Below are 26,717 nucleotides of genomic sequence, written 5' to 3' on the forward strand. Positions count from 1 at the left end.
TATTGGACTGAGCGAGATCTCAGCGGGTCTCTGCCGCGGTTTCCTGCCCGTGTGCTTGCTGGCGCAGCTTCCGCTCACCGCTGCCTTGCAGCCAATGCTGCAACAGCAGTCATTCAAGAACTGTGTGAAGCACGGCCGAGAAGCTGCTCTATCACTGCAGCCGGTTTCGGCCATCCAGGAGCAGGCAATCCGGGTTGTTGCGGCTTGAGCGCACGTTTTGGCGGAGAGCCCCGCACTCCCGCATAACGGGACTGCCGTCAGCGTGATGGACTTTTCGCCGGTGCAACTTTGGTCAGCGGAACCAAGCGGCTTTCGCGCAGCCCTTTCACCTTTTGAAGGCAGGGCAAACGGGATTCCGGACCGGTTTTTCCGGCATGTGTTTCCAGCATGCAAATCAATGCCGGCATGTCGGCGCAGCACAGGTTTCACATTGCGGATCGCCTGGTCACAGCGGATCCAGTCCCTTTGAAACCCGGCTTTTGCTGCGCCCCGGGTTGCCTTCTCAGTTGTGCAGCTGAACCGGTTTACCTTGCCGCCTCTTCCGTTGAGCAAAGCAACTGAAAAGGATGAGAAACAACCAGAAATTGCCTCTTGTTGACCCCTTGTTAACCGAGTCAAATCTACACCATTCAAAAGCAAAGAAATTTTTCAGAACCATTTCAGATAAGGCAGAACATGAAGGTTTGCATTCTGATCCCCACGTACAAGCGCCACGCGAGCCTTCTTCGCCTGCTGCACCAGATCGGAGAATACAAGTCTACCTACCGGGGGGATCTTTCTTTCGAGATCTGCGTAACCGACAGCGAACCCGGCAACCCGCGACGCCGTGAGATCGAGGCGCTGTGCGACAGCTATCTGGTGAACCCCGGAGATGGCTTCGACAGCAACATGCACTCAGCTTACCAGCGTGTCAGCCAGACCTGCGACTTTGTGCTGTCAATCAGCGACGATGACCTTTTTGCAAAAGGGTTCGCGCATCCCTTCGATCTCCTTGAGGTTGCGGCCCGTCAGAACCAGGACGCCATTTTGTTCGATCACCTCGAACTGAGATCCGAGGCAGCACCCCAAAACTACAATCTGAAAGAAGGACCATACAACAGAGTGTCTTTCCTTGAGCCGGACAGCGCCCTTTTTCACAAAGTCATGCTGTTTTACATCCCGCGGCACGCAGGGTTGTTCTACAAGTCAACGCATCTGCAGAAGATCCACGGCAAGCTGGAAGCTTTCATCGGGAGCCTGCATCTTTACGCGGTGCCGTTTCAACTGGCCTGGCAAAAGGGAACCGCGCACTATTTTGGCTACCCTCTGGTGTACTTCAACGCGGATGAAAAGGAGGACGGAGCCTGGTCCGCGCACCGGGCGGTTTTTGACGGCCTCGTGCAATATTTCGGGGCTTGCAAACACATTATGCCCTCAGCGCGTTACGAGGCCATGAAACCTGGCTTCATGCGTTTTTACCTGGGCGACAACAGCATGATGCGCGCGTCCATCAAGGGGCAACTCCCCTCGGAAACAGAAGTAATGGCCGCGCTTGCAGAAACCTAGGAACAGCCCGCCGCAGCAAACCAATGGCTGAGCCGGAATCAGGTCAGCCCCCCGCCCCCGAAATTGATAACCAAGGGATTATTGAGCATGGAACGAGAGCAGCCATCCCGAGAAGAGATTGTTACTGCCGCGCACAGGTTCTTTGAACAACAGCCGAAGCCCGCCTTTGTGCCGGGAGAGACCTACCTTCCCCCCTCTGGCAAGGTCATGGATGGGGACGACTGCGCCAGCCTTGTGGATGCGGCGCTGGACATGTGGCTGACCGCGGGCCGCTATGCGGCTGATTTCGAGAAGCAGCTGGCGCAAGTGTTCGGAACCAAGCTCTCCAAGCTGACGGTGTCGGGGTCCGCCGCGAACCTGCTGGCGTTCACAACGCTCACGTCCTGGAAGCTGGGCAAGGCGCGGATTGAACCGGGGTCAGAGATCATCACCGTTGCGGCGGGCTTTCCCACAACCGTTGCGCCGATCCTGCAGAACGGCTGTATTCCGGTCTACGTCGATGTGGACCTTGCGACCCATAACGTGGACGTAGACCTGATCGAGGCCGCCATCAGCAGCAAGACCCGCGCGATCATGATCGCGCACAGTCTGGGAAATCCCTTTGACGTGGTGCGGATCGCCGAAATCTGCCGTGCGCATGACCTCTATCTGATTGAGGACTGCTGCGATGCATTCGGCGCTACGGTCGCAACATCCGATGGCTCGGCACGGGGCGTCGGCACCTTTGGCGATGTGGCCACGCTCAGCTTCTATCCGGCGCATCACATCACGATGGGCGAAGGCGGTGCGGTCTTGACCAGCAGCATGCGCCTGGCCCGGATCTGCGAAAGCTTCCGGGACTGGGGACGCGACTGCTACTGCGCGCCGGGAACCGACAACACTTGCGGCAAACGGTTCGATTGGCAGCTAGGCGATCTGCCGCAAGGCTACGACCATAAATACACCTACAGCCATATCGGCTATAATCTGAAGGTCTCCGACATGCAGGCTGCGGTCGGTCTGAGCCAGCTCCGGAAACTGGACCGTTTCATTGCGGCGCGGCGGGCAAATTTTGACGGGCTGGTGCAACGGGTCAGGGCAGCCGGCCTTGAAGAATACTACCACCTTCCGGAAGCCACGCCGGGCACCAGCCCCTCATGGTTCGGCTTTCTGCTGACCATCCGGGATGGCGTTCCGCTTAGCCGCCGCGACGTGACGGCGGCGCTTGAAGAGAAAAAAGTCGGCACCCGGCTGCTGTTCGCCGGCAACCTGATCCGCCAGCCGGCCTTTGCCCGCGCGCCTTACCGCGTGGCCGGCTCCCTTGCTGTAACGGACAAGCTGATGAACGACGCCTTCTGGATCGGGGTCTGGCCCGGCCTTGGCGCCGAGCAGCTGGATTACATGGTCGAAACGCTTGCTGAGGTGACCCGCACCCAGCTGATCGGCGGAAAGGCAGCCGCGCAATGAAAGCCGTGATCCTGGCAGGCGGCCTCGGCACCCGTCTGGCCGAAGAGACCAGCCTCAAGCCCAAGCCCATGGTCGAGATCGGCGGCCGCCCGATCCTGTGGCACATCATGAAGATGTACACCGCCCATGGCATCACGGATTTTGTCATCTGCCTGGGCTACAAAGGCTACCTGATCAAGGAGTTCTTTGCCAATTACGCCCTGCAGATGTCAGACGTGACCTTGGACATGGCGCGCGGCTCCGTCGAGGTGCACCGCGCCAGCGCCGAACCCTGGCGGATCAGCCTGATCGACACGGGCGAGGAAACCATGACCGGCGGCAGGCTGAGACGGGTGCGCCACTTGCTCGACGACACCTTTTGCATGACCTACGGGGACGGGGTCGGCGACATCGACATCTCCAGCCTGGTGGCCTTCCACAAATCCCACGGCAAAAAGGCGACCGTGACCGCGGTGGCACCGCCGGGCCGTTTCGGTCTTCTGGAACTGAGCGACCGGTCGGTAACCGGGTTTGTCGAAAAGCCGCGGGGCGAAGGCGGCCGTATCAACGGCGGGTTCTTCGTTCTGGAGCCCGAAGCCCTGGATACCATCGGCGGCGACAGCGACATGTGGGAAGACGCGCCAATGCGGCGGCTGGTTTCAGCCGGCGAAATGGCAGCCTACCACCACGACGGGTTCTGGCAGCCGATGGACACCCTGCGCGACAAGGTCGCGCTCGAAACGCTGTGGAAAGAGGGCCGCGCGCCCTGGAAACTGTGGGAGGGAGCCCAGGTCCAGCCCTCCGCTCCCCGGCAGCACTTGCCGCAATCCTGGAAAGGGCTTCACTGATGCAGGGCATATCTTCCGGTTTCTGGCGCAACCGCCGTGTTTTTGTGACCGGCCACACAGGTTTCAAGGGCAGCTGGCTCTCATCCTGGCTGCTGGACCTTGGCGCAAACCTGCGCGGCTATGCGCTGCCGCCCGCAACCGAAGGGCTGCCTGCAGGAACAGCGAGCCTCTTTGATGAACTGGACCTGGCGTCACGGATGGACCACATCTGCGGCGACACCCGCGATGAGGCAGCGCTGCGCGCAGCCATCGAAGCGTTCCGCCCGGAAGTCGTGCTGCACCTGGCAGCACAGCCCATCGTCCGCAAATCTTATACTGACCCGGTTGGCACCTATTCCACCAATGTCATGGGCACCGTGCATGTGCTGAATATCTGCCGCGATCTGCCCGGCCTGCGCAGCATCGTCGTTGTCAGCAGCGACAAATGCTATGAAAACCGCGAACAGGTCTGGGGCTACCGCGAAACCGACCAGATGGGCGGGCATGACCCCTACTCCAGCTCCAAGGGCTGCACGGAGCTTGTTACGGAGGCGTTCAGGTCGTCTTATTTTCCGCCTGACCGGCATTCCAGCCACGGCGTGAGCCTGGCGAGCGCCCGTGCCGGCAATGTCATCGGCGGCGGCGACTGGAGTGTGGACCGCCTGATACCCGACGCCGTGCGTGCGCTGCGCGAAGGGCGGAAACTGGATATCCGCTGCCCGCAGGCAACCCGTCCATGGCAGCATGTTCTGGAACCTCTTTCCGGCTATCTCCTGCTTGCAGAAACAGGGGCAACAGACCCCGGAAAGGCCGCACAGGGATGGAATTTCGGCCCTGACGCCGGGTCCACCAGAACAGTCGCGGAGACCGTCGATGCACTTGCCGAAGAGCTCGGCCATGAGCTTTCCTGGAGAACACAGAGCTGCCCCGGCGGCCTGCACGAGGCGGGCTTGCTGGCTTTGGACTGCACTAAGGCCAGGCACTTGCTGGGCTGGCGGCCGAAGCTGGCGTGGCGGGAAATGATCGGGATGACAGCAGCGTGGTACAAATCACCGGATTTGCAAGCGCGCAACGCTCTCGTCCACTCCCAGATCTCCAGCTATACCGCAAGGGCGGCCGAATGACCTTCTCCAGCAGCCGTGTGCTTTTGACAGGGGCAACCGGCTTCCTCGGGCAACACGTCAAGACCGCCCTGATCGAAGCCGGAATACTGGCTGGATGCCTGGTTCGCCCAGGACGCAAAGGCCCGGCCTCAAAGAACGTGACCTGGCTCGAAAGCCCGACAGAAACGGAGGCCATTGTCGAAACCGCCCGCGGCTTTGCACCGGATCTGATCTTTCACTGCGGCGGCCGTGTTTTAACTGAACACTCGGCAAGTGACGTCGATGATCTGGTTCAGAGCAATCTGCTTCTGACTACCGCGCTATGTGAAGCGGGGCATCTATGCGGCGGGTTGCCCATCGTGAACCTTGGCACATGCCTTGAGCATGGCGAGTCCGGAGGGTTGAGCCCGAACAGCCTCTATGCCGCAACCAAGGTCGCGGCGGCCTCGATCATCTCTTACTACTGCGAACAGCGCAATGCTGCCGCCATCACGCTGAAGGCGCCGGTGATCTATGGCCCGGGCGAGAACCGGCCCAGGCTTGTCCGGCTGCTGATTGACGCCGCAATCAGCGGCCAGGCAATAGATCTGTCGCCGGGAGAGCAGGAGCTGGATGTCCTTCATGTCAGGGATGCCGTTGCTGCTGTCATGCTCGCCGCGCAAAAAGTTGCAAAACCTGAAGCAGCCGGGCGCCACCGCATATGTCAGGTCACATCCGGGCAAACCATCACACCCCGGCTTCTTGCCCGGGAAATCGAAAACCTGTCAGGAAAGAAGGTTCCGGCAAACTGGGGCGCCCGCCCCTACAAATCTGGTGAGCGGATGAAACACTGGACCGGCAGTCCGCAACTTGAAGGCTGGTCGCCGCAGGTCGATTTGCGAACCGGATTGGCTGAGCTTATGGAAAGTTCATGCCTCCAATCTGAAAACGCATAAGGCGCCAGGAGACATGCCCTTTGATGCAAGTTTGCGCTTCGCGCAAACGAAAGGCGGGGCAGCACTGCCGGCAATAGCCGGTTTCCCCTGTCTCCGCCGGTTAAAAAAATCTCAAAAAGGAAAAGCGGACCTGGGACGTATGCCGACTGAAACTCCGGCATAACCTCCGGAAGTCATTGCCGCACAGTGTTTCAGAAGCAGCACTTTTGTCTTCCATGCGGAGAGAGAGAGAAACTTAGCGCGTGCAGCGCACTGGCGCGCTGCGCACGCTGAAAAAATTCAGCACTTCCGTTGCACATTCTCTGCCGTCTATCGCTGCAGATTGGCGCAACGGCTGCTTTGGGTTGGGTTTGCAGGCAAAGCGCTCGCCTTGCCTGCTTGCCCGGATCAGTTGGCCACCGGCCCCTCAGAGGTGAACTTCGGGATCACGCTGTCAGAGGCCGCCTTGGGTTCGATCCCCGGCCAGTTGCCTTCGGCCAGATTGATGTTGCCGGGGATGTCCTCCTCCCAGAAGCCAACCACAACATCGGTGATGTTCAGGTACAGCTTGTCATCAACGATGCGCCAGAGGTTCGGGTTGGCCGGCACCTTGCCGCCCTTGGAGAGGCCATAGGCGCAGTGGCCGTCATACTGCGGCGCGTAATAGGCAGGGTTTTCCAGAAACTTGTCGCGGTTTTCTGCCGAGGCGAAGGCCCAGGTGGCGCCGTTGTAATCGGCGGTGAACTCCGTGCTGCCGCGCACCGGAGCGGTCTGCGGGGTGCCGACCGGGTTCATCTCCAGGCTGCGGTAGGCCACCACGTCATAGCCGGACACGGCATAGCCGGTGCCATCGACATACTGCTCCCCGGCAAAGGCTGGCAGGGCAAAGGAGAGCGCTGCCGCAGCAGCAAAAACAAGACGTTTCATGAAATCATCCCTTTCATCGGTGATCGCTTCAACTTGGGCACCGGTCCAACGCACCGGCCTTGGCACTGACATTACTGCCGCTGCGGCAAATGCGAAGGGGGGCTCACGGCTCTGTGTCCGGGGACGAGAGGATGTGAGCGGATTGTAAAATTTCCGCGCGCAGACCTTCCAGTCATTGGAATTTTTGAAACGCCCCTTATGTCTGGCTGGACCGATCGCCGCGGCGCGTGCGATTGAGACGCAACAGGAAACAATCAGGACAAGGCCGACAGATGAGCGACACCCCCTATACCCCGCCGAAAGTCTGGAAATGGGAACAGGCGAACGGCGGCGAGTTTGCCTCCATCAACCGCCCGATTGCCGGTGCCACCCACGACAAGGATCTGCCCGTCGGCAAGCATCCCTTCCAGCTGTATTCTCTGGCGACGCCGAACGGGGTCAAGGTCACCGTGATGTTCGAGGAGCTGCTGGCCGCGGGCCACGCGGACGCCGAGTATGACGCCTGGCTGATCAAGATCGGCGACGGCGACCAGTTCAGCTCCGGCTTTGTCGAGGTGAACCCGAACTCCAAGATCCCGGCACTGCTGGACCGCAGCGGCGCGGAACCAGTGCGGGTGTTCGAGAGCGGCTCGATCCTGCTGCATCTGGCGGAGAAGTTCGACGCCTTCCTGCCTAAGGCGGGTGCGGCCCGCACCGAGACCCTGAACTGGCTGTTCTGGCAGATGGGCAGCGCGCCCTACCTGGGCGGCGGCTTTGGCCATTTCTATGCCTATGCGCCGGAGAAGTTCCAGTATCCGATCGACCGTTTCACGATGGAAACCAAGCGCCAGCTGGATGTGCTGGACCGGCAGCTGGCAGAGCGCGAGTTCATTGCGGGTGATGAATACACCATCGCCGATATCGCCATCTGGCCCTGGTATGGACAGCTGGTTTTGGGCCGCAATTATGGCGACGCGGCGGAGTTCCTGGATGCCGGCAGCTACACCAATGTGGTCCGCTGGGCCAAGGCCATCGACGCCCGCCCGGCGGTGCAGCGCGGCCGCATGGTGAACCGCACGTCGGGCGATCCGGCGTTTCAGCTGCATGAGCGCCACAACGCCGGCGATTTCGACTCCCGGACCCAGGATAAGCTGGAAGCAGCGGAATAATCATCCTGCTTGCAACAAGCAGGTTTCAGACAGTCAAAGCGCCCGCCGCGTAGCGGGCGCTTTTTCTACATCCAGCCCACCTGCGTGAGGGCGTGCACGTCGTTCCAGACCTTGGTCATGTGGCGGATCTTGCCGCCGTCGAAATCCAGCACATAGACATAGTCCGAAGCGACCTTCTTGCCCGTCGGCGCGCCGTTGCCGGCATCCGCCGTATGGGTACCATGAAACACTGCAAACAGGACCGCGCGGCTGGCGTCCTCATCCGCCGTGAGGGATTTGAACTCGGCATGGGCGTCCGGCATCGGCGTCAGCAGACCCTTGGCCCATTCGGTGTAGTCTGCAAGCGACTTGATTTCCGCCAGCGCATCCGCCTGGACCGAGAAAGTGGCGTCCGGCGTGCACCATTCCCGGCACACGTCCCATCCCTTGCCCGCATCGCAGGCCTCGCAGAAGTCATGGGCTGTCTGTTTGATGGACATCGTTCTCTCCCTCCCTGCTGGGTTGCCGGGCGCGGGCCGCAGCCCTGCCCTTGCAGCAGCAGATAAGGCGAAAACGGCGAACGGCGAGGAATGCCTATTTGAGCCGCGGCGGCTTTTCGGGATCGCTGCCGGGCATAACCGGCTTCATTTCCTGCGGCGCCTTGGGCTGCGGCAGGTYAAAGCGCAGGCCGGCACGGGCCAGGCTGGCCGCCACCGGGTCCTCGGCCTCGAAGAATCCCACATCCATCGCCCCGGCCTCGATGCCGGAAAAGGTCAGCGCCTCGCTGGCGGCCTTGGCGAGCGAGGCCTGCGCGGCCTCCTTGGCGCCGACAAAGCCCAACAGATGCCCATGCCCGCCGCCTGCATAGCGCACCCCGGCCAGATAGGCCGCTGCCGCCAGTCCGCCCGCAGTCGCAAGCTTGGCGTCCAGCGCCGTCAGCAGCGCTTCCGGCAGGCCCTTGGGCGAAGTGAATTCGGTGACGCCTGCCTCGACCTCTTCCGGTGCATGGCCCAGGGTCTGGTTCAGCCAAGTGATGGCCTCCGGCGGGATCAGAAAGGCCGAGGGCGCCACCTCCAGGTTCAACCCCAGCCCGATCCCTTGCCCGGCCAGCATCTGCGCCACCACCCGGCCCGACAGCGCCGCGTATGGCACCGCCTGGCCGGCAAATTGCGCCAGCCGCTCCTCGCGGTCGAAGACCAGCACAAAGGCGCCGTCGGGCGTATCAAACAGCACTGGCGAGATCTGCTCTCCCTCAGCTTCCGTCTCCAGCATCAGGAACAGTTCCGCATCCGCCAGCCGCTCATAAAACCGCAGCCGGGCGGCATCGTTCTCGGGCGCGGCCTCCATTGCGGCGTGGGCCAGATCCAGCGGGGTTTGTTCGCTCATCGCATCAGCTCCTTCACCCGGGCCTGCAGAACCGGCAGCAGCTCCGCCTCGAACCAGGGGTTTTTCTTCAGCCATCCGGTATTACGCCAGGACGGGTGCGGCAAGGGGAAGACCTGCGGCGCATGATCCCGCCAGCCGCGGACAACATCCGTCACCGGCCCCTTGACGCCGAGGTGGTAACGCTGCGCATGGGCGCCGACCAGCACCTTCAGCTGTACTTCCGGCAAGTGATTCATCACTTGACCATGCCAGGTTTTGCCGCAGACCGCAGGCGGCGGCAGATCGGCTTTCTTGCCGTTGTAGCCGGGAAAGCAGAACCCCATCGGCACCACCGCGACGCGGTCCTTGTCATAGAACTCCGCCTCCGTCAGCCCCAGCCAGGCCCGCAGCCGGTCGCCGGAGGGATCGGTGAAGGGCCGCCCGCTTTGATGCACCCGCAGCCCGGGCGCCTGACCGGCAATCAGGATGCAGGCCAAGGGCCGGAACCACACCACAGGGCGCGGCGCATGCGCGGTGGCAGTGGCGGCAAAACGGTCCGCGCAGATCCGGCAGCTGCGAATCTGGTCTTTCAGCCGCCGGCTGCTTTCCATTGTTTCAGACCTGGAAACAGTCACCTGGCACCCCGCAAACCGCTTCTGCCTGCATTTTCCGCCCCCTGCGGCCCGGATCAGCGGCAAAATGGTTAAGAATTGGTTGATGGTTTATGTCACAATTCGACATAATAAGGCCAAATTCACCGCGTAGGCCATTAACACTCTTTTGATAAGAAAGGGCCATAGGCGCACCGCAAGCGCCTGGGCAATAAGGCAGTTGAGAGAGCCCGCCACAGGGCCGCACGGGCAGTACCGGAACAAGCGATGCTTGAGTTTGAGAACGTCAGCAAGTCCTTTTGGACAGGAACCCAGCGCAAGGTGATCCTTGACCGCGTGTCGTTCCGTATTGAGCCGGGCAAATCGCTGGGCGTTCTGGCGCCGAACGGCACCGGCAAGACCACCCTGATCAACATGATGGCAGGCCTCGAAAAACCCGATGAGGGCGAGATCCGCCGCAACTGCAAGGTCTCCTTTCCGCTCGGCTTCATGGGCGGCGTCATCAGCCGTCTGTCGGCGATGGAGAACTGCCGCTACATTGCCAAGCTTTACGGGCTGGACCCGGACTACGTGGAGGCCTACTGCCGCTGGCTCTGCGGGCTCAAGGAATATTTCGACCAGCCGGTAGGCACCTATTCCTCGGGGATGCGGGCACGGTTCAGCTTCTCGCTGATGCTGGCGCTGGATTTCGACATCTACCTGATCGACGAAGGCATGCCCTCCACCACCGATGTGGAATTCAACCGCAAGGCCGGCGAGATCCTGCAGGAACGGCTGCAGACCACCACCATCATCATCGTCTCGCACCAGGCCAAGACACTGGAAAAATTTGCCCGTTCAGCTGCCGTCCTTTTGCAGGGGCAGCTGCACATGTTTGACACTTTGGAAGAAGCGAAACAGCTCTATGACTACGAAACCGAGAGCTAAGAAGTTCCGCATCCGCCGCAGCGGCCCTGCGGACGGCAGCGAGGCCAAGCCGCAGGCGCCGGAGCAGCCTGCCGCTGCAGCCGCAAGGCCTGCGGCGAACGCTGCCGCACCCGCATCCGCCGGTGCCGGGAAGTCTGCCGCGCCGCTCTCCGGCATGGTCAGTTCTGCCCGCGAAACCAAGATGGAAACCGATCTCGACGCGATCCGCCAGGAAGGGCTGACCGGCCGCCAGCTGCGCCTGGCACGGCGGATGGCGCAAAAGCACAACCTGCCTGCAACCTCCGACTTTGAGGCGGTGCGGATGCTGCGCGAGCGCGGCATCGACCCGTTCAAACGCGCCAACATGCTGGAACTGGTGGTGCCCCAGAACAAGGCGCAGCCCGCGGGCAGCCCGCCTGCCCCGGGGGCCATCCAGCTGCCGCAGACGGTTCCGGCTGGCCGGACCAACCTGCCCGCAGCAGAGCTGAGCCCGGCGGAGCGGCGCGCCCGAGAAATCCAGGATATCCAGCGCGACATCGCCCGCCGCCGCCGCCGCAAACTGACACTGCTGGCGGCGCGGCTCGCGTTCTTCGTGATGCTGCCGACGCTGGCTGCGGGCTATTACTTCTATGCGGTGGCCACGCCGATGTACTCCTCCAAATCCGCCTTCCTGGTGCTGCAGGCCGATGGCGGCGCGGGCGGCGGTGTCGGCGGGCTGCTCAGCGGCACCCAGTTTGCCACCAGCCAGGATTCGATCGCGGTGCAGGACTACCTGCAATCCAAGGAAGCCATGCTGCGGCTGGACTCGGAATCCGGATTCAAGACGCATTTCACCCAGGACTGGCTCGATCCGATCCAGCGGCTGGAAGCGGACCCCACCAACGAAGAGGCCTTTGCCACCTACAAGCGCAACGTGAAGATCGGTTATGACCCCACCGAAGGCGTGGTCCGGATGGAGGTCTCCGCCGCCGACCCCGAAGTGGCGGCGGAGTTTTCCCGCAGGCTGATCTCCTACGCGCAGGAAAAGGTGAACAACCTCTCGCAGCAGAAACGGGCCGACCAGATGGCCGAGTCCGAGGCCGCGCTGGCCGCTGCCGAGGAAAAGCGCCGGGCCGCGCAGCACAACCTGGTGGTGCTGCAGCAGCAGGGCGCGGTTCTGGACCCCGAAGGCGTGGTGGCTGCGCTGCGGTCGCAGATCAGCAACTTTGAGATCCAGCTTGAGGAAAAACGGCTGGAGCTGGCTGCGCTGCAGGACAATGCGCGCCCCAACCGCGCCAAGGTGTCCGGCGCCGAAGCGGATATTAAACGGCTGGCGGCGGTGATTGCCAGCCTCAACAACCGGATGGTGGATGCCTCCGCCGGCGAAAATTCGCTCGCCAGCTTGCGCATCCAGATCCAGATGGCCCAGGCCGACCTCGCCACCCGCGACCTGATGCTGCAATCAGCCTTGCAGCAAATGGAAACCACCCGCATGGAGGCCAACCGCCAGGTGCGCTACCTGACCACCGCGGTGGAGCCGGTTGCAAGTCAGGAACCCTCCTATCCGCGCAAATTCGAGAATACCGTTTTGGCATTCCTGATCTTTTCCGGTATCTACCTGATGTGTTCGCTCACCGCGTCCATCCTGCGGGAGCAGGTGTCATCGTAAAGCCATCGGAAGCTCATGAAAAATGTCCAAGTCGCCGATCTCAATATCGGCAATGACCGCCCCCTGACGCTGATTGCAGGGCCGTGCCAGCTGGAAAGCGCCGATCACGCGCAGATGATTGCAGGTGTCCTGAAAGAAGCCTGCGACAAGGCTGGTGCGCAATATGTGTTCAAAGGCTCGTTCGACAAGGCGAACCGGACTTCGCTGAATGCCAAGCCTGCTCTGGGTCTGGAAAAAGGCCTGCAAGTGCTGCAGTCCGTTAAGGACAGTATCGGGGTGCCGGTGCTGACCGACATTCACGAGTCGGACCAATGCGAACCTGTTGCCGAGGTCTGCGACATCATGCAGATTCCGGCCTTTCTGTGCCGCCAGACTTCACTGCTGCTGGCTGCAGGCCGCACCGGTGCGGCAATCAATGTCAAGAAAGGCCAGTTCCTGGCGCCCTGGGACATGCCCAATGTGGTCGCCAAGATCGAAAGCACGGGCAATGAGCGCATTCTGCTGACCGAGCGCGGCGCTTCCTTCGGTTACAACCGCCTGGTGGTCGATATGCAGTCACTGCCGGAGATGGCCCGCACCGGCTACCCGGTTGTAATGGACGCAACCCATGCGGTGGCGCAGCCCGGCGGCTTGGGCGGCTCTTCCGGCGGCCAGCGCGAGTTCGCACCGGTTCTTGCGCGTGCGGCGGTCGCCACCGGAATCGGCGCGGTCTTCACCGAAACCCACCAGGACCCGGACAACGCCCCCTGCGATGGCCCGAACATGATTTACCTCGACCAGATGCCACGCTTGATTGAAACCTTGATGGCCTTTGATGCGCTGGCCAAGGCCGACCCCATCCGTATTTGACCCCTAAAGAGTATTTCAACATGACCAAACCGCAGCCTGAGGTGACCCCGAACACCTGGAGCTTCCTGCGCGATGCGATGATCAAGCCCACCGGCTTTCGCGAATATGACGCGCGCTGGAAATACCCGGAGGAGATCAACCTCCCCGGCATGACCGCCCTGGGCCTCGGCCTTGGCACCCAGATGCGCAAGCGCGGCATCGACCCGGTGATCGCGGTCGGCAACGACTACCGCGACTATTCGCTGGCGATCAAGAACGCGCTGATCCTGGGCCTGATGCAAGCCGGCATCCAGGTGAAGGACATCGGCCCGGCACTGTCGCCGATGGCCTATTTCGCCCAGTTCCATCTGGATGTGCCAGCGGTCGCCATGGTCACCGCCAGCCACAACCCGAACGGCTGGACCGGCGTCAAGATGGGCTTTGACCGCCCGCTGACCCATGGCCCCGACGAGATGGGCGAACTGCGCGATATCGTGCTGCAGGGTGAAGGCCAGCCCGCGCCCGGCGGCTCTTATGAGTTCGTGGAGGGCGTCAAAGAAGCGTACCTTGACGATCTGGCCGGCGGTTTCAAAATGTCCCGCCCGCTCAAGGTGGTCTGCGCCACCGGCAACGGCACTGCCTCTGCCTTTGCACCCGAGCTGTTCAAGCGCATCGGCGTCGAGGTGGTCGAGAGCCACAACGAGCTCGATTACACCTTCCCGCACTACAACCCGAACCCTGAAGCCATGGAGATGCTGCACGACATGTCAGCATCGGTGAAGGCCTCCGGCGCCGATCTGGCGCTTGGCTTTGACGGCGACGGCGACCGCTGCGGCGTGGTTGATGACGAGGGCGAGGAGATCTTTGCCGACAAGGTCGGCGTGATCATGGCCCGCGATCTGTCCAAGCTCTACCCGAACTCGACCTTTGTGGCGGATGTGAAATCCACCGGCCTGTTTGCCAGCGATCCCGAGCTGCAGAAAAACGGCGTGACGGCGGACTACTGGAAAACCGGCCACAGCCACATGAAGCGGCGGGTCAAGGAAATCGGCGCCCTGGCGGGTTTCGAAAAGTCCGGCCACTACTTCCTGGCCGAGCCGGTAGGCCGCGGCTATGACTGCGGCATGCGGGTCGCGGTTGAGGTCTGCAAGATGCTGGACCGCAACCCGGATATGTCGATGTCGGACCTGCGCAAGGCGCTGCCCAAGACCTGGTCCACCCCGACCATGTCGCCCTATTGCGCCGACACCGAGAAATACGCCGTGCTGGAGCGGCTGGTGCAGAAACTGGTCGCCAAGCACGAGGCGGGCGAGCAATTCGCAGGCCGCGCCATCAAGGAAGTTGTCACCGTGAACGGTGCCCGGGTGATCCTCGACAACGGCTCTTGGGGGCTGGTGCGGGCATCGTCCAACACGCCGAACCTGGTGGTGGTCTGCGAAAGCTCCGACAGCGAAGACGAGATGCGGGCGATTTTTGCAGATATCGACGCGGTGATCCGCACCGAGCCGCTGGTCGGCGATTACGACCAGACCATCTGATCCCGGCGCAACTGAGGGATTTCGCCTGCTTCGCAGGCGATCGGCGCCCGCCTCCGGCGGGCGCTTTTTCTTTGGCTGAGAAGCGACCTAAGGGCTTTTGCGCCCTTAGATGCGCCAATTCGAGTGTAAGAAACCTGCAACCGCGTCAAGGGCTTGCCGGGCTGCGCCCGGAGGCCTGCGGCCCTCCTTAACCCGTCCGCAGGATGAAGGGCTCAGTCGCCGCCCAAAAGCTTCAGCAGCTGGTCGCGGGCTTCCTGTTCGATCCGCTGTTTCAGCAGGTCGTTGATGTCCTGCTCGGGCGCGATTTCGGTTTCCAGGTCCAGCTCTTCAGCCAGCTTCTGGCGCACCCGGTCCTTGGCCTCCTGCTCGATCTCTTCGATCTTCGGCTGCAGCGCCTGGCTGAAATCCGGGCGGATGTCCGGATTGTCCCAACTGCCGCGGATGCGCACCGGGATGGTCAGCACCTGATCACGGCCCGCCCGCACCAGCTGCGGCGTGAACAGGTAGTCGATGTCGCGCGCGCCCAGGCCGATCCGGCCCTTGCCCTCGGCCCGGACCCCCTTGAGCAGCACCAGCAGGTCCTGATTACTGAGATTGCCGCCCTCGACCGTGAAGCTGGCGGTCAGCTGATCGAACACGGTGCTGCCGCCATTGCCACCTGAGCGCATCAGCTGCTCCAGGTCGAAGCCGGTGAAAAAGCCCTTGCCCGCCTCCAGCCAGCCCTTGCCGCTGAGCGACCGCATGATGGCAGCCACCGAATTGCCGGAACCCAGGAACTCCAGCGCTCCCAGTGCCTCGCCGTTCAGCCGGTCATAACCCGCGGTCTCCCCCAATGCGCGCTCCAGCCGGATGCTGTTGAAGGTCAGATTGCCGCCCACTGACAGGCCGCCCCGGTTGTTGGCGACCACCTGCCCCTGCACCTGGCCGCCGAACATCGCCGCGGGCAGGAACTTCAGCACCGCGCGCTTGTTCTCCACCGTCAGGTTCAGCTTGCTGGCGCCAAGGTTCACCCCGCCGGTGCGCAGGCTGTCAAAACTCAGGTCCACCGCCGCATCCGCCAGCCCCAGCGCAGAGGCATCAATCGGCTCCTCAGGCCAGCCGCTGGCAGCAGACGCGCCGCCTGCAGTGCCGGACCCGCTGCCGGACCCGCCCTGCCTGCCGGCAAAGCTGCTGAAATCCAGCGCCCCGCCCTGCAGCTGGGCGGTGATATTGGGGCGGTCCCTGAATTCCACATCGGCGGCACCGGACAGCCGGTTGGCACCCAGTTCGACCGCCAGGTCGCGCATCGACAGCCGCCCGTCGGCAGTATAGGTCACATCCGCCGCAAACACCGCCTTCTGCGCCAGCGCATCGGGCAGGAACACCCCCAGCGCCACGCCGGTCTTCAGGGCATCCTCTGCCCCGAAGGTCAGCCGCCCGCTGGCCTCGCCATTGACATCGGCATGGCCGTCAAACCGCCCCTTGCCGCCCGGCGCCGTCACCGTTGCCCCGATTGAGGAGACCTCACCGGCCAGGAAGGCCGCAAAGGTGCCGATCTCCGCGTCCACCTGCACCGGCTCCCCCGCCGGGCGCAGGGTGGCTTTTGCACTGGCGGTGCCCGCCGGGTCCGGCCACAGCAGGCTGAGGTCAATGTTCTTCATCTCCACCGGCGCTTCGCCGTGGGCTGCATAGCGCAGCGAGGCCCCGGTCAGCTCCACCGCTTCGATCCGGAGCGGCAGCGCACCGTCGGCTGAGCCAGCGCCGCCGTCAGACGCTCCGCCGCTGCTTTGCGCGGCCCCGGTGCCGCCCATGACCCAGTTGCCAACGCCCTCGGCATTGGTGGCCAGATTCAGATGCGGCAGAATGGCGGAGACTTCGGTGACCCGAACATCGCCTCGCATCAGGTCGGCGGCGGAAACCCCGATGGTCAGCCGTTCGGCCTGCAGCAGCGGCTCCGGCCCGGCCCAGTCCGCATTGGACAGCGTCACCGCATCCGCCTTGACGCCCAGAGTGGGCCAGAAGGTAAAGCGCACCTTGCCGCCAAACGCCAGCTTGCGCCCGGTCTGCAACTCCAGCTGATCCGCCGCCAGCCGCGCGATCTTTTCGCCCGGCAGCAAGAGCACCAGCCCGGCCAGCAAGACCACCGTCAGCACCAGCGCCGTCACCACCCGGATTATCAGCTTCATCATCCCGCTCCTTCTGCCTTGCCCCATGTTCCCCAATGGGTTTTGCGCAGCTTACCGCCTGTGCACGGAGGCGCAATGCAGGATGGTGCTCGTTACCCCGGCACGTCTGAAGCGGGGCAGCAAATTTCCGGGCCAAGAGGGCAGCAGGACCACCCTGAACTGGAAGTGCTGGGATCTGGCATCACAAGTTTGAAAGCTCCGCTCTTCAGGAATCCTTTTCCCGAAAGTCCTCCATTTACGAAGAGCGGAGCCTGTTTATTACTGGCCTCACAACCGGGTCAGAACTCAACCTCTACATTCGGATAGCTCCAAGGAAGAGTAGAGCTCAGCCGGCCGGTCAGAACGATTGACGTGGGTTGCGAGTAGGTGCCCGTGGCCGCGTCATATGAGGACACACCCTGTGTCACAGTATTGCTGCGCCCCGAGGAGGCCTCGGTGGTCAGCTTGACCACCTTGCCTTGGTATGAACACCGCCAATTCAAAGCAGGCGGCTTACCCCTTTCCGGGAACCTTTCGGCCTGCAAGTACATCGGCGTTTTCACCAGCGCTGGGGTTGTCACGTTTTTTACCGAAACCAAGGTGCTGGAAGCTGAACAAACAGCCCCCTTCACCTCAGCCCGCTTGCCATCCTCACCGACGGCATAACTCCTGACCAGCGAGGGCTGCGTTTTGTACTCATTCCCCAATGTGGCCCGGCGGCTGGCCGTGAAAGTTTTCTCAACTGGAAGTGAAGTCGACCCGCACGCAGAAAGTGCCAGAAACGGAACCAAATATTTCCACATCATTCAACGTTCACAAAAACGGCTTCCGGATAACGCCAGTCGGCGGTGTTTGCCGCAATTGCGGATCCCGTGATGAGGATAAGGTCGGCGACAAGGTTGCCGGAACCGGAAATAATCTGCCCGGGTTTTGCGGCGAGAAGGAACGAGCCGTTGAGATCGCCGGATTTGCAGGAGATGAGAATCGACGGCGGCACACCGCGAGCTTCCAATTTGGCGTCCTGATCGTACTTGGGCAGTACAACCTGCTGCGGCGTAACAACTTCCGCCCGCAGGTGGTCAGAGGTCAGAGTACATTTTGCGCCCCTGATTTCCTTCCTGACGGTTTTGCCGCCACTGCCCTGAACGCTTTTGAATACACGGACGGTGGTTTTGGTGTTGCCGTTGCCAAGCCGCTCCTTGGGGGCGCTTGCCAGAAACGCAAAGGAGGCCGGTTCGGATTCAATTTTCAGCGCAGGTTCGCCACAGGCGGTCAGAGAAGCCAGCGCAAGCAGGCAAAAAGCTTTTTTCATCGGGTGTCCCTCAAGTTTTTTTGCGCTGGTTTCACAAACCGGCATCCGGGGTCAATTGTGCAGGCTTAAGATTGCTTCACTGTGGCAATTCTTCCTCTATGCGTGAAACCCTTGAGGTTGCGGCCCATAGCGCGTCACAGGCGATGCTTGTCCTCCCTGCTCGCAATGGCCCAGACGGGTCTGGGGAAATCAGCACCGCACAGGCGGCGGCAGGGCAGCCCTGCAAAATCCTCCATTCCCAAACCTCCCGCTCCGCGCTATATGCGCGCGCATGACCAGTACCCCGTCCAGCAACCCGCCCAGCCTCCGCCCCGACCTTGCTCCGGAACCGCAGTTCCGCGAGGCGCCCCGTGACGGCCAGCCGACTCTCGGCATGGTGTCGCTCGGCTGCCCCAAGGCGCTGGTAGACAGCGAGCGGATCCTGACCCGGCTGCGCGCGGAAGGGTACGGAATCTCCCCCGACTACGCGGGCGCCGACGCGGTGATCGTCAACACCTGCGGCTTCCTCGACAGCGCCAAGGCGGAAAGCCTGGAGGCGATCGGCGAAGCGCTGAAGGAAAACGGCAAGGTGATTGTCACCGGCTGTCTGGGTGCCGAGCCTGAGTATATCCGCGAGCATCACCCGCGCATCCACGCGGTCACCGGCCCGCACCAGTATGAGCAGGTGCTGGACGCGGTGCATTCCGCGGTCCCGCCCAGCCCGAACCCTTACGTGGACCTGCTGCCGGCAGCCGGTGTGAAACTGACCCCTCGCCACTTCAGCTATCTCAAGATTTCAGAGGGTTGCAACCACAAGTGCAAGTTCTGCATCATCCCGGACATGCGCGGCAAACTGGCGTCGCGCCCGGTGCACGCGGTGCTGCGCGAGGCGGAGAAACTGGTTGAGGCCGGGGTGCGCGAACTGCTGGTGATTTCGCAAGACACCTCTGCCTACGGGCTGGACCGCAAGTACTCAAGCCACCCCTGGAAGGGGGAGGAGGTGCGCAGCCATATCCTCGATCTTTCCCGCGAGCTGGGCAAGCTGGCCCCGGCAGAGGACCTGTGGGTGCGGCTGCACTATGTCTACCCCTACCCGCATGTGCGCGAGCTGATCCCGCTGATGGCGGACTCTGAAAATGCGCTGCTGCCGTACCTGGACATCCCCTTCCAGCACGCCCACCCGGACGTGCTCCGCCGCATGGCCCGCCCCGCGGCGGCGGCCAGGACGCTGGACGAGATCAACGCCTGGCGCGCGACCTGCCCCGATATCACCCTGCGCTCCACCTTCATCGTCGGCTTCCCCGGCGAGACGGAGGCGGAGTTCCAGCACCTGCTCGACTGGCTGGACGAGGCGCAGCTGGACCGGGTCGGCTGTTTTAAATACGAAAACGTCGACGGCGCGCGCTCCAACGATCTGCCGGACCATGTGCCGGAAGAGGTGAAACAGGAGCGCTGGGAGCGCTTCATGGAGAAGGCCCAGGCGATCTCCGAGGCCAAGCTGGCGGCCAAGGTCGGCCAGACTTGCCAAGTGATCGTGGACGACATCGACGAAGACGGCATCGCCACCTGCCGCACCAAGGCCGACGCGCCGGAGATCGACGGCAACCTGTTCATTGATGAGGGAACGGACGGGTTGCAGGCCGGTGATCTTGTGACGGTCGAGGTGGACGAGGCCGGAGAGTATGACTTGTGGGGGCGCCTGCCTCAGTAGGCGGCAGCTCCGGCACTTGTAAATTTCAGCACAGGCGGCCCTTGGGCCGCCTTTTGCGTGTCAGCTGCGCCAACTTGAAAAACAGCTTCGCGAATCTCCACCAGGGGTTATATTTATTTCCTGATGGGAAATTTTCAAACCCCTGTCCAACACCGACTCAACAGTGGAGACGACCGTGACCAAACCAGCAATGTTCAAACTGCCCGACCGTTCCGTTGACCCCGTTCTGGATGATCTGGATGGCTGGAAGAAAGTCGAGGGCAGCCCCTCGATGAAGACCTGGATTGAATACACCTCCGAGGACGGCGGCGTCATCAGCGGCTGGTGGGAGGCCACGTCTGGCACCTATCATGCCACCTATGACGCCTGGGAGTTCGTTCACATGATCGAAGGCCGGATCGTCATCACCGCTGAAGGCGAAGAGCCGAGGGAGGTCGGCCCCGGTGACGCCTTTGTTATCGAAAAGGGCTTCGTCGGCACTTGGGAGATCAAGGAAAAGGTGCTGAAGCACTTTGTGATCAAGCTAAAGTAAGATGGCTGAGGCGGCTCTTCCAGGCCGCCCGGCCCCAACCGCAACCAGCCAGGGAGAGCGCCCAGCCATGACAGATACTCCGGAAATCGCCCAGAAAGCCCCCTTCCCCGTCGAAGTGACGGAGGGAAAGACCTATTTCTGGTGCGCCTGCGGCAAGTCCAATCGGCAGCCGTTCTGCGATGGCTCGCACAAGGGCACGGATTTCGAGCCGGTGAAGTATAAGGCGGAGAAGGACGGCAAGCTGTTCTTCTGCGGCTGCAAGCATTCCGCCAAGAAGCCGCTCTGCGACGGCACGCATTCTAAACTCTAGGACCAGGAGGCGGACATCAGCCGTTTGAACACATCCGCGCTGGGGCAGAACTCCGGAACCGCGGGGGTGCCATCGCGGCGGGCCGACAGCCATAGGGCGCAGGACTTGCTGCAGCCGGCGCTGCGGCAGCTGGTGACCATGCGGGCATAATCCAGACCGCTGAGGCGGCCAGCCTTCACCGCCGCATCCAGATCGACGCCTGCGGCCTCTGACACGGCGCGCAGCAGCCACAGGTGGCGGAAGATATTGCCGAGGCCCTCTGCCTCCGCTGCCATGTCCTTCATGCGCGGCGGCCCTTCAGCTGCATCAGCTGATCCGCGTTGCGGCAGCCGGGCATCGGGGCGCTGGCCTCTTCGTGCTCCGACAGAAAAGCCGCGCATCGGTCCGGTGCGCTGCAGCCGCGGCAGCGGGTGACCATATTTGCCCACTCCTGATTGCTGAGCCGGCCTGCGGCCAGCGCCCCGGACAGGTCGGCGCCGATAGTCTCCCCCATGCGCGACATCAGCCGCAGATGGCGCAGCGGCTCCCCCAATGGTTTCATGGCGTGGTCTCCTGGGCTAGGGTCAGGCCTGCTGCTCGTTCAGATAGCCGAGCAGATCGCGGTTGCGGCAGAAATCCGGCGCGTCGGCACCGGGGCGCAGCCCCTCAGCCAGCCATTTGCGGCAGGCGCCGACGCCGCCGCAGCGGGTGCAGCGTAGAACAGCCTCGGCGATCTCATCAAATCGCAGGGTGCCGGAAACGGCCTCCTCCTCCAGATCCAGGCCAACGGCGCAGGCCATCCGGTCGAACAGTTCGGCGTGGGTCTTCAGATCAGCTTCGGCGGTCATCGCGCATACCCCGTAATCATGCATTGCCGGGGCAGCTTAGCGGCAGGCGGCGGGTGCGGATTTGACTCAGGTCAACCGGCGGGATTTTTAACGCAGGCTTAAGCTCAGGCCCCGCCGCAGTGGTCCAGATAGGCGCGCACCGCATCCTGCACCCGCCGGAAGCGGTCGCCGCCCAGTTTCTTGCCGCCGTACCAGCGGGTGACGATGATCACATGGTCCTGCAGCCCCTCGCGCTCCAGCATCCGTAGAATCACCATGCCGGCGCCGCTCTCCCCGTCATCGGCCTTGAGGCCGCCGGTGGGCAGCATCGCCGCCCAGGTGTTGTGGGTGGCCTTGGCATAGGCGCGGTCCGTCTTAAGCTCCGCCAGCACCGCATCCACCTCCTCGCGCGAGGTGACCCGCGCGCCGGTGACCGCGTATTTCGAGCCGCGGTCAGTCAGCACCACGCCGAGCTTTTCCAGCGCGGGGGCGGAGGTGTCCCTGGCTGCCACGGTCAGTTCAGGTTGTTGTGGTCGATTGTCGCCTGCACCACCCGCACCCGGTCCGGGTTGGCCGGGTGAGTGCCCAGGAAACGGTCGCCCGGATCCGGCAGCCGGTTGAAGAAGCGCACACCGACGCTGGGCCGGTAGCCGGACTTGTGGGTGATGATGGTGCCCAGTTCATCCGCCTCCAGCTCAAAATCCTTGGAATAGGTGCGCGACCCGACAAAGCCGCCGACATCCTGCGCGGTAGAGACAGTGGCGGCACTGCCGCCCGCCAGCGCGGTGATCAGCCCGGCGCCGACGCTGACCAGCGCCGAATTCGCCGCCTGCCGCGTCAGGTGGCCGCGGATATGGTGCGCCGCCTCATGCGACATCACAAAGGCCAGCTCATCGTGGTTGGCGATCTGCCCCAGCATCCGCCGGGTGAAGGTGATCACCGGGCGGCCGTTGCGGTCGAGGCTCTGATAAGCGTTGGGGGCGGCGTTTGCATTCGGATCGATGCGGATCAGGAAATCGCAGTTCAATCCTTGGGTGCGGCTGCGGCACTCCCGCTCTGCCACCGGCTCCACCCGGCGGGTGACAGCGGCAAAGGCGCTGTTTGCCTCCCCTGGTGCCAGCCCCTGCACCGGCTGCTGCGGTGCGGTCCGGGCAGGCTGGGGCGCAGGTTCCACCACCATGTTGCAGGCGCTGGCAGTCAGAGCGATGAGACACAGAAAACGGCGCATGGCACATCCTTTTGCAATTCCTCCGCACAGTACCGCGCAAGGCTTGGGGAAGGCAATTGCGCGGCGGCGGAAGTTCGCCGTTACATTGGAATGATCGCCAGCAATTGCAAGGCCTTGCCAGCAGGTCGCGCGCAGTGCAGGCTGGGGGCATGTTTACCATCGAACATGAATTCGACTCGACGGTCATCACCCTTGTTGACGAGAACAACACTCCGCTCAACGAGGATGTAACCATCAATTCCTTTGCCGAATGCGTGACGGTCGAGCAATACGACCCGCGCACCGACAGCGTGCAGAAAATCACCCTCTCGCACCTGATGGTGCGGGACCTGGCCGCCGCTCTGGACCTGCCTGAAGGCGTCTACCGGCTAGTGGGCGAAGACTAGCGCTCAGGCCCTGATCCTCAGCCTGGCCCGGTGTAGACGAACACCTTGTCCCGGGAAGTTGCCCCGCGGCGCAATTCCAGGTTCGACGCCGCGGTGCCCATCGCCGCGGCCAGCAGGCTGCGGATGGCTTCGGTTGCCTTGCCGTTTTCCGGCGCCGCGGTGACAGAGACCTTCAGTGCGCCCTCTGCCTCCACGATGGCATTGCGCGCCGCCTTGGGCGTCGCGCGCAGCGCTATCTCCGCACCCGGAACGCACAAATGGCTCAGATCCGGCAGGTCTTTCTTTCTTGGCTTCCCCATGCAGCAACACATGCCCTGTGCCGGCGGCAAAAGCCATAGACTTTGCCGCCCTCCCGCAGCTATCACCCACACAGCGAAACCCAAGCCCCGCCGCCTGCTGCATTTCCGGCACAGATGGTTCGCAAGGCCCGTTGGCTCTTGAAAAAACACCCCCAGCTGCCGAGATAGGCAGCAAAAGATGTAAAAAGGTTTCACATATGCCTGCACGCAATGACGCAGCTCTTGATTTTCTGCTGTCGCGCCGCTCCCGCCCGGCCAAGACGCTGGTAGCGCCAGCACCTTCGCGCGAAGAGCTGCTGCCGATCCTGACCGCCGCCGCCCGCTCCCCCGATCATGGCAAGCTGGAGCCCTGGCGCTTTGCCGTGGTAGAGCAGCCCGCGATGGCGCGGCTAGCGGAGCTGACAGAGGAATGCGGCCAGCGCCTTGGCAAAAGCCCGGAGGATACCGCCAAGGGCCGCAGCCAGTTCGACCAAGGCCAGCTGGCCGTGGTAGTGATCGAGGTGCAAAAGGACAGCCCCAAGATCCCAGCCATCGAGCAGACCTACTCCGCCGGCGCCGTTTGCCTGGCGCTGCTGAATGCGGCGCTGGCTGCCGGCTGGGGTGCCAACTGGCTGACCGGCTGGGCCAGCCATGACAGGGGCTTCTGCGAAGCCGCCTTTGGCCTCGCAGAGAACGAGCGCATCGCCGGCATCATCCACATCGCCACCGAAAGCTCCGCCCCGCCGGAGCGCCCGCGCCCGGACCTTGAGGCCATCACAACCTGGATGAGCGCATGATCTTCACCGCCTTTTTCAAGACCCTCGGCCAGACCGGCGACCCGCGCTTCCGCAAGGTGCTGTTCCTGGGGCTGGGGCTGACCATTGCCCTGCTGATCGCGGCCTACGCGGGCTTCCTGATGCTGATCCAATGGCTTGTCGGCCCTGAGGCCACGCTGCCGGTCCTGGGCGAAGTCACCTGGCTCGACGACCTCCTGTCGTTCGGCTCGCTGTTTTTCATGCTGTTCTTGTCGGTCTTCCTGATGGTGCCGGTGGCCTCCGCCATCACCTCGATGTTCCTGGAGGAAGTCGCCCAGGCGGTGGAGGACAAGCACTACCCGGCCCTGCCCCCGGCGGCCAAGGTGCCGTTCTGGGACGCGGTCAAGGACACGGTGAATTTCCTTGGCCTGCTGATCGCGGCCAACATCCTTGCGCTGTTCCTCTATGTGATGTTCCCGCCCGCGGCGCTGTTCATCTTCTGGGGCCTCAATGGCTTCCTCTTGGGCCGTGAATATTTCACCCTCGCTGCCGCGCGCCGCGTCGGCACTGCTGAGGCCAAGAAGTTGCGCCGCCGCCATTCCACCACCATCTGGGCTGCCGGGACTCTGATGGCGGTGCCGCTGTCGGTGCCGCTGGTGAACCTGGTGATCCCGATCCTGGGCGCTGCCACCTTCACCCACATCTACCACGCGCTGGCCCGCCGCTAGGCCAGCGCCGCCCTCTCCGGCCTGCGCCGGGTCAAGGCCGGCGCCAGCCGCCGCGCGGCGCCATGCCCAACCGGCCGTGAGGCATATCAATGCCTCCCGGGCCAGGCGGGAGATCCTGTTGTCTTGGTAGTCAGATGCGGAACCGGATCACTGCCGCTCCGGCATCATCCCCATCCAGTCGAAATCATGCACAGAGATCACGCCGGAGATGATGATCGCGCAGATGACAGCCCACAGCACTGCGGCGACGCCGGTGGTGATCCAGGCCTTCTGCTTCAGGAAGTGCCTTTCCGGGGCGCCTGCATGGGTGCCGGGCACCACTTCACCCTTGTCGCCCTGGGTCTCCAGCCGGATTGGGATGATCACCAGGAAGGTCATGAACCAGATCACCGCATAAAGCACGATTGCGGATGTAATGCCCATTTCCCTGATCTCCCGGAATTGCCCTGCCCCGCAGCCGGGACAGGGTGCTCATAGCGTCAAACTTCTTCGAGTTCCACCAGGCAGCCGTTGAAATCCTTGGGATGCAGGAACAGAACCGGCTTGCCATGGGCGCCGATCTTCGGCTCGCCAGAGCCCAGCACCCGCGCGCCTTCGGCCTGCAGGTGGTCGCGGGCCGCCAGGATATCCTCGACCTCGTAACAGACATGGTGGATGCCGCCGGCCGGGTTCTTTTCCAGAAAGCCGTTGATGGGGGAGTTCTCTCCCAGCGGATACAACAGCTCGATCTTGGTGTTGGGCAGTTCGATGAACACCACGGTGACGCCGTGATCCGGCTCATCCTGCGGGTCGCCCACCTTGGCGCCCAGCGCGTTGCGGTATTGCGCCGAGGCGGCCTCCAGGTCGGGGACAGCAATGGCAACATGGTTCAAGCGGCCGATCATCTCTGTTGTGCTCCTCTCACAAACATTCCTCCGCTGCGGTTATGGGGGCTTTGCTGCGCCGCGGCAAGTGCGCCAATCCGCACGGGCCGGGGCAACCGGCTGCAGCGCGCGCCGCGTTAACGAGTAATTAGCCTCGATTCCCTAGCGTTGGAACATATCCGGCTAGGAGGATGTGTTATGGACGATTCGGAACTGTTCGCGGCAGCCCAGCGCCTGCCCACCACCCGGCGCCCGCTTCTGGGGCTGACCATCCTGGTGGTGGAAGACAGCCGCTTTGCCTGCGAGGCGCTGCGCCTTCTGTGCCTGCGCAGCGGTGCCCGGATCAGGCGCGCCGATTGCCTGAAGTCCGCCCGCCGCCATCTGCAGGTCTACCGGCCTTCGGTGCTGATCGCCGATGTCGGGCTGCCGGACGGTTCCGGCCTTGACCTGATCCGCGAACTGGCGGACGCCAGCCCGCGCCCGAGCGTGATCCTCGCCACTTCCGGCGATTCCAGCCTGTCGGAGGCCGCGATTGAGGCCGGCGCCGCAGGTTTCCTGGAAAAGCCGATCACCTCGCTGGCCGCTTTCCAACAGGCGGTGCTGTCCAGCATGCCCGCCGACCGTCAGCCTTCCGGCCCGCGCGCGCTCAGCGATGAAACCGTGGAACCGGACCTGATCGCCTTCCGCGACGACATGGCCCATGCCGCCGATGTTCTGAACATGGGGCAGGAGGAAAAGACCCTGGCATATCTGGCGCAGTTCGTGGGCGGCGTTGCCCGCAGCGCCGGCGACCGGCCGCTGGCCGATGCTGCCGACCGGCTGGCCCGCTCGCGGCAGAAGGGCAAACCGCTCACACAGGACGCCGCCACGCTGGCCGGACTGGTGCAGGAGCGGCTGCAGCGCCGCGCGGCGATCTGATAT

General features: G+C 63.0%; 32 protein-coding genes. 17 read left to right on the top strand and 15 right to left on the bottom strand.

The window, feature by feature from the left end; all coding sequences use genetic code 11:
* The first annotated feature begins 675 nt into the window (after positions 1 to 675).
* The 5 genes from A9D60_RS24750 to A9D60_RS24770 all read left to right on the top strand — a co-directional run bounded on the left by A9D60_RS24750 (position 676) and on the right by A9D60_RS24770 (position 5,835).
* The gene (locus A9D60_RS24750; protein ID WP_065270046.1) at positions 676 to 1,545 is read left to right on the top strand and encodes a glycosyltransferase family 2 protein; all 870 of its coding nucleotides are present in this window, start codon (positions 676 to 678) and stop codon (positions 1,543 to 1,545) included.
* An 87-nt stretch (positions 1,546 to 1,632) separates the two neighbouring features.
* Entirely contained in the window at positions 1,633 to 2,991 is a 1,359-nt protein-coding gene (gene rfbH, locus A9D60_RS24755) for a lipopolysaccharide biosynthesis protein RfbH (protein ID WP_065270047.1), read from the top strand.
* Entirely contained in the window at positions 2,988 to 3,818 is an 831-nt protein-coding gene (rfbF, locus tag A9D60_RS24760; protein ID WP_065270048.1) for a glucose-1-phosphate cytidylyltransferase, read from the top strand. The genes rfbH and rfbF overlap by 4 nt, the downstream gene beginning before the upstream one ends.
* On the top strand, positions 3,818 to 4,921 hold the full coding sequence (rfbG, locus tag A9D60_RS24765) for a CDP-glucose 4,6-dehydratase (protein ID WP_065270049.1): 1,104 nt from the start codon (positions 3,818 to 3,820) through the stop codon (positions 4,919 to 4,921). Before rfbF ends, rfbG begins: the two co-directional genes overlap by 1 nt.
* Complete coding sequence (locus tag A9D60_RS24770; RefSeq protein WP_141118057.1) at positions 4,837 to 5,835, top strand: NAD-dependent epimerase/dehydratase family protein; 999 nt, start codon at positions 4,837 to 4,839, stop codon at positions 5,833 to 5,835. Before rfbG ends, A9D60_RS24770 begins: the two co-directional genes overlap by 85 nt.
* Positions 5,836 to 6,222: 387 nt before the next feature.
* On the opposite strand, the gene A9D60_RS24775 is transcribed toward A9D60_RS24770, so the two are convergent.
* Complete coding sequence (locus A9D60_RS24775; RefSeq protein ID WP_065270110.1) at positions 6,223 to 6,741, bottom strand: YHS domain-containing (seleno)protein; 519 nt, start codon at positions 6,739 to 6,741, stop codon at positions 6,223 to 6,225.
* Positions 6,742 to 7,013: 272 nt separating this feature from the next.
* On the opposite strand from A9D60_RS24775, the gene yghU reads away from it, so the two are divergent.
* Positions 7,014 to 7,889 (top strand): glutathione-dependent disulfide-bond oxidoreductase, encoded by an 876-nt coding sequence (yghU, locus tag A9D60_RS24780; RefSeq protein WP_065270051.1) that lies wholly within the window; start codon positions 7,014 to 7,016, stop codon positions 7,887 to 7,889.
* Between the two features lie 65 nt (positions 7,890 to 7,954).
* Here the strand turns inward: yghU and A9D60_RS24785 are convergent, their stop codons facing one another.
* From A9D60_RS24785 to A9D60_RS24795, 3 genes are all read right to left on the bottom strand, one after another.
* Positions 7,955 to 8,368, bottom strand: coding sequence for an ester cyclase (locus tag A9D60_RS24785; protein ID WP_065270052.1), 414 nt, complete (start codon positions 8,366 to 8,368; stop codon positions 7,955 to 7,957).
* A gap of 94 nt (positions 8,369 to 8,462) precedes the next feature.
* Positions 8,463 to 9,254 carry an SseB family protein gene (locus A9D60_RS24790; protein WP_065270053.1) on the bottom strand — a complete coding sequence of 264 codons (792 nt, stop codon included), beginning with the start codon at positions 9,252 to 9,254 and terminating at the stop codon, positions 8,463 to 8,465.
* The gene (locus A9D60_RS24795) at positions 9,251 to 9,844 is read right to left on the bottom strand and encodes a uracil-DNA glycosylase family protein (RefSeq protein ID WP_065270054.1); all 594 of its coding nucleotides are present in this window, start codon (positions 9,842 to 9,844) and stop codon (positions 9,251 to 9,253) included. Before A9D60_RS24795 ends, A9D60_RS24790 begins: the two co-directional genes overlap by 4 nt.
* A 267-nt stretch (positions 9,845 to 10,111) precedes the next feature.
* Here A9D60_RS24795 and A9D60_RS24800 point away from each other — a divergent pair, with 267 nt between their 5' ends.
* From A9D60_RS24800 to A9D60_RS24815, 4 genes are read left to right on the top strand one after another with little or no spacing between them, the layout of a single operon-like run.
* A complete protein-coding gene (locus A9D60_RS24800; protein WP_019296077.1) occupies positions 10,112 to 10,771 on the top strand; it encodes an ABC transporter ATP-binding protein in 660 nt (219 codons plus the stop codon).
* Complete coding sequence (locus A9D60_RS24805; RefSeq protein ID WP_065270055.1) at positions 10,749 to 12,398, top strand: capsule biosynthesis protein; 1,650 nt, start codon at positions 10,749 to 10,751, stop codon at positions 12,396 to 12,398. The genes A9D60_RS24800 and A9D60_RS24805 overlap by 23 nt, the downstream gene beginning before the upstream one ends.
* A 15-nt stretch (positions 12,399 to 12,413) precedes the next feature.
* Entirely contained in the window at positions 12,414 to 13,247 is an 834-nt protein-coding gene (kdsA, locus tag A9D60_RS24810) for a 3-deoxy-8-phosphooctulonate synthase (protein ID WP_065270056.1), read from the top strand.
* Positions 13,248 to 13,267: 20 nt separating this feature from the next.
* Complete coding sequence (locus A9D60_RS24815) at positions 13,268 to 14,764, top strand: phosphomannomutase/phosphoglucomutase (RefSeq protein WP_065270057.1); 1,497 nt, start codon at positions 13,268 to 13,270, stop codon at positions 14,762 to 14,764.
* 212 nt (positions 14,765 to 14,976) lie between these two features.
* On the opposite strand, the gene A9D60_RS24820 is transcribed toward A9D60_RS24815, so the two are convergent.
* From A9D60_RS24820 to A9D60_RS24830, 3 genes are all read right to left on the bottom strand, one after another.
* Positions 14,977 to 16,929, bottom strand: coding sequence for an AsmA family protein (locus A9D60_RS24820; RefSeq protein ID WP_065270111.1), 1,953 nt, complete (start codon positions 16,927 to 16,929; stop codon positions 14,977 to 14,979).
* A 278-nt stretch (positions 16,930 to 17,207) separates the two neighbouring features.
* On the bottom strand, positions 17,208 to 17,714 hold the full coding sequence (locus A9D60_RS26405) for a hypothetical protein (RefSeq protein WP_141118058.1): 507 nt from the start codon (positions 17,712 to 17,714) through the stop codon (positions 17,208 to 17,210).
* Positions 17,711 to 18,265: a hypothetical protein gene (locus A9D60_RS24830; protein ID WP_175393038.1), complete on the bottom strand. Its 555-nt coding sequence runs from the start codon at positions 18,263 to 18,265 to the stop codon at positions 17,711 to 17,713. The genes A9D60_RS26405 and A9D60_RS24830 overlap by 4 nt, the downstream gene beginning before the upstream one ends.
* Positions 18,266 to 18,491: 226 nt before the next feature.
* Between A9D60_RS24830 and rimO the strand changes: the two genes are divergently transcribed.
* The 3 genes from rimO (at position 18,492) to A9D60_RS24845 (ending at position 20,752) form a co-directional block, all read left to right on the top strand.
* The gene (rimO, locus tag A9D60_RS24835) at positions 18,492 to 19,910 is read left to right on the top strand and encodes a 30S ribosomal protein S12 methylthiotransferase RimO (RefSeq protein ID WP_065270060.1); all 1,419 of its coding nucleotides are present in this window, start codon (positions 18,492 to 18,494) and stop codon (positions 19,908 to 19,910) included.
* Positions 19,911 to 20,085: 175 nt separating this feature from the next.
* Positions 20,086 to 20,442, top strand: coding sequence for a cupin domain-containing protein (locus A9D60_RS24840; protein ID WP_254656797.1), 357 nt, complete (start codon positions 20,086 to 20,088; stop codon positions 20,440 to 20,442).
* A 67-nt stretch (positions 20,443 to 20,509) separates the two neighbouring features.
* Positions 20,510 to 20,752: a CDGSH iron-sulfur domain-containing protein gene (locus A9D60_RS24845; protein WP_065270062.1), complete on the top strand. Its 243-nt coding sequence runs from the start codon at positions 20,510 to 20,512 to the stop codon at positions 20,750 to 20,752.
* Here A9D60_RS24845 and A9D60_RS24850 read toward each other — a convergent pair.
* The 5 genes from A9D60_RS24850 to A9D60_RS24870 form a co-directional block, all read right to left on the bottom strand.
* On the bottom strand, positions 20,749 to 21,036 hold the full coding sequence (locus tag A9D60_RS24850; protein WP_065270063.1) for a DUF6455 family protein: 288 nt from the start codon (positions 21,034 to 21,036) through the stop codon (positions 20,749 to 20,751). The two genes, A9D60_RS24845 and A9D60_RS24850, sit on opposite strands and share 4 nt — an antisense overlap.
* Positions 21,033 to 21,293: a DUF6455 family protein gene (locus A9D60_RS24855; protein WP_065270064.1), complete on the bottom strand. Its 261-nt coding sequence runs from the start codon at positions 21,291 to 21,293 to the stop codon at positions 21,033 to 21,035. Before A9D60_RS24855 ends, A9D60_RS24850 begins: the two co-directional genes overlap by 4 nt.
* A gap of 22 nt (positions 21,294 to 21,315) precedes the next feature.
* Positions 21,316 to 21,579 carry a DUF6455 family protein gene (locus A9D60_RS24860; RefSeq protein WP_065270065.1) on the bottom strand — a complete coding sequence of 88 codons (264 nt, stop codon included), beginning with the start codon at positions 21,577 to 21,579 and terminating at the stop codon, positions 21,316 to 21,318.
* A gap of 104 nt (positions 21,580 to 21,683) precedes the next feature.
* Positions 21,684 to 22,070, bottom strand: a complete 387-nt coding sequence (locus A9D60_RS24865) for a YigZ family protein (protein ID WP_175393039.1) — start codon at positions 22,068 to 22,070, stop codon at positions 21,684 to 21,686.
* Positions 22,071 to 22,072: 2 nt separating this feature from the next.
* On the bottom strand, positions 22,073 to 22,786 hold the full coding sequence (locus tag A9D60_RS24870; RefSeq protein WP_065270066.1) for a M48 family metalloprotease: 714 nt from the start codon (positions 22,784 to 22,786) through the stop codon (positions 22,073 to 22,075).
* A 149-nt stretch (positions 22,787 to 22,935) separates the two neighbouring features.
* Here A9D60_RS24870 and A9D60_RS24875 point away from each other — a divergent pair, with 149 nt between their 5' ends.
* Positions 22,936 to 23,172, top strand: a complete 237-nt coding sequence (locus tag A9D60_RS24875; RefSeq protein WP_019296063.1) for a hypothetical protein — start codon at positions 22,936 to 22,938, stop codon at positions 23,170 to 23,172.
* 17 nt (positions 23,173 to 23,189) lie between these two features.
* Here the strand turns inward: A9D60_RS24875 and A9D60_RS24880 are convergent, their stop codons facing one another.
* Positions 23,190 to 23,471, bottom strand: coding sequence for a DUF167 domain-containing protein (locus A9D60_RS24880; RefSeq protein WP_065270067.1), 282 nt, complete (start codon positions 23,469 to 23,471; stop codon positions 23,190 to 23,192).
* A gap of 197 nt (positions 23,472 to 23,668) precedes the next feature.
* Here A9D60_RS24880 and A9D60_RS24885 point away from each other — a divergent pair, with 197 nt between their 5' ends.
* The gene (locus A9D60_RS24885) at positions 23,669 to 24,247 is read left to right on the top strand and encodes a nitroreductase family protein (protein ID WP_039169292.1); all 579 of its coding nucleotides are present in this window, start codon (positions 23,669 to 23,671) and stop codon (positions 24,245 to 24,247) included.
* Positions 24,244 to 24,933 carry an EI24 domain-containing protein gene (locus A9D60_RS24890; protein ID WP_039151469.1) on the top strand — a complete coding sequence of 230 codons (690 nt, stop codon included), beginning with the start codon at positions 24,244 to 24,246 and terminating at the stop codon, positions 24,931 to 24,933. The genes A9D60_RS24885 and A9D60_RS24890 overlap by 4 nt, the downstream gene beginning before the upstream one ends.
* 147 nt (positions 24,934 to 25,080) lie before the next feature.
* Here the strand turns inward: A9D60_RS24890 and A9D60_RS24895 are convergent, their stop codons facing one another.
* Together A9D60_RS24895 and mce are read right to left on the bottom strand one after the other, a co-directional pair.
* Entirely contained in the window at positions 25,081 to 25,356 is a 276-nt protein-coding gene (locus A9D60_RS24895; RefSeq protein WP_065270068.1) for a DUF1467 family protein, read from the bottom strand.
* Positions 25,357 to 25,412: 56 nt separating this feature from the next.
* Complete coding sequence (mce, locus tag A9D60_RS24900) at positions 25,413 to 25,817, bottom strand: methylmalonyl-CoA epimerase (RefSeq protein WP_019296058.1); 405 nt, start codon at positions 25,815 to 25,817, stop codon at positions 25,413 to 25,415.
* Between the two features lie 177 nt (positions 25,818 to 25,994).
* On the opposite strand from mce, the gene A9D60_RS24905 reads away from it, so the two are divergent.
* The gene (locus tag A9D60_RS24905; protein WP_065270069.1) at positions 25,995 to 26,714 is read left to right on the top strand and encodes a response regulator; all 720 of its coding nucleotides are present in this window, start codon (positions 25,995 to 25,997) and stop codon (positions 26,712 to 26,714) included.
* The last annotated feature ends 3 nt before the right edge of the window (positions 26,715 to 26,717 follow it).

The organism is Leisingera sp. JC1 (assembly GCF_001679925.1).
Classification (GTDB): Bacteria; Pseudomonadota; Alphaproteobacteria; order Rhodobacterales; family Rhodobacteraceae; genus Leisingera.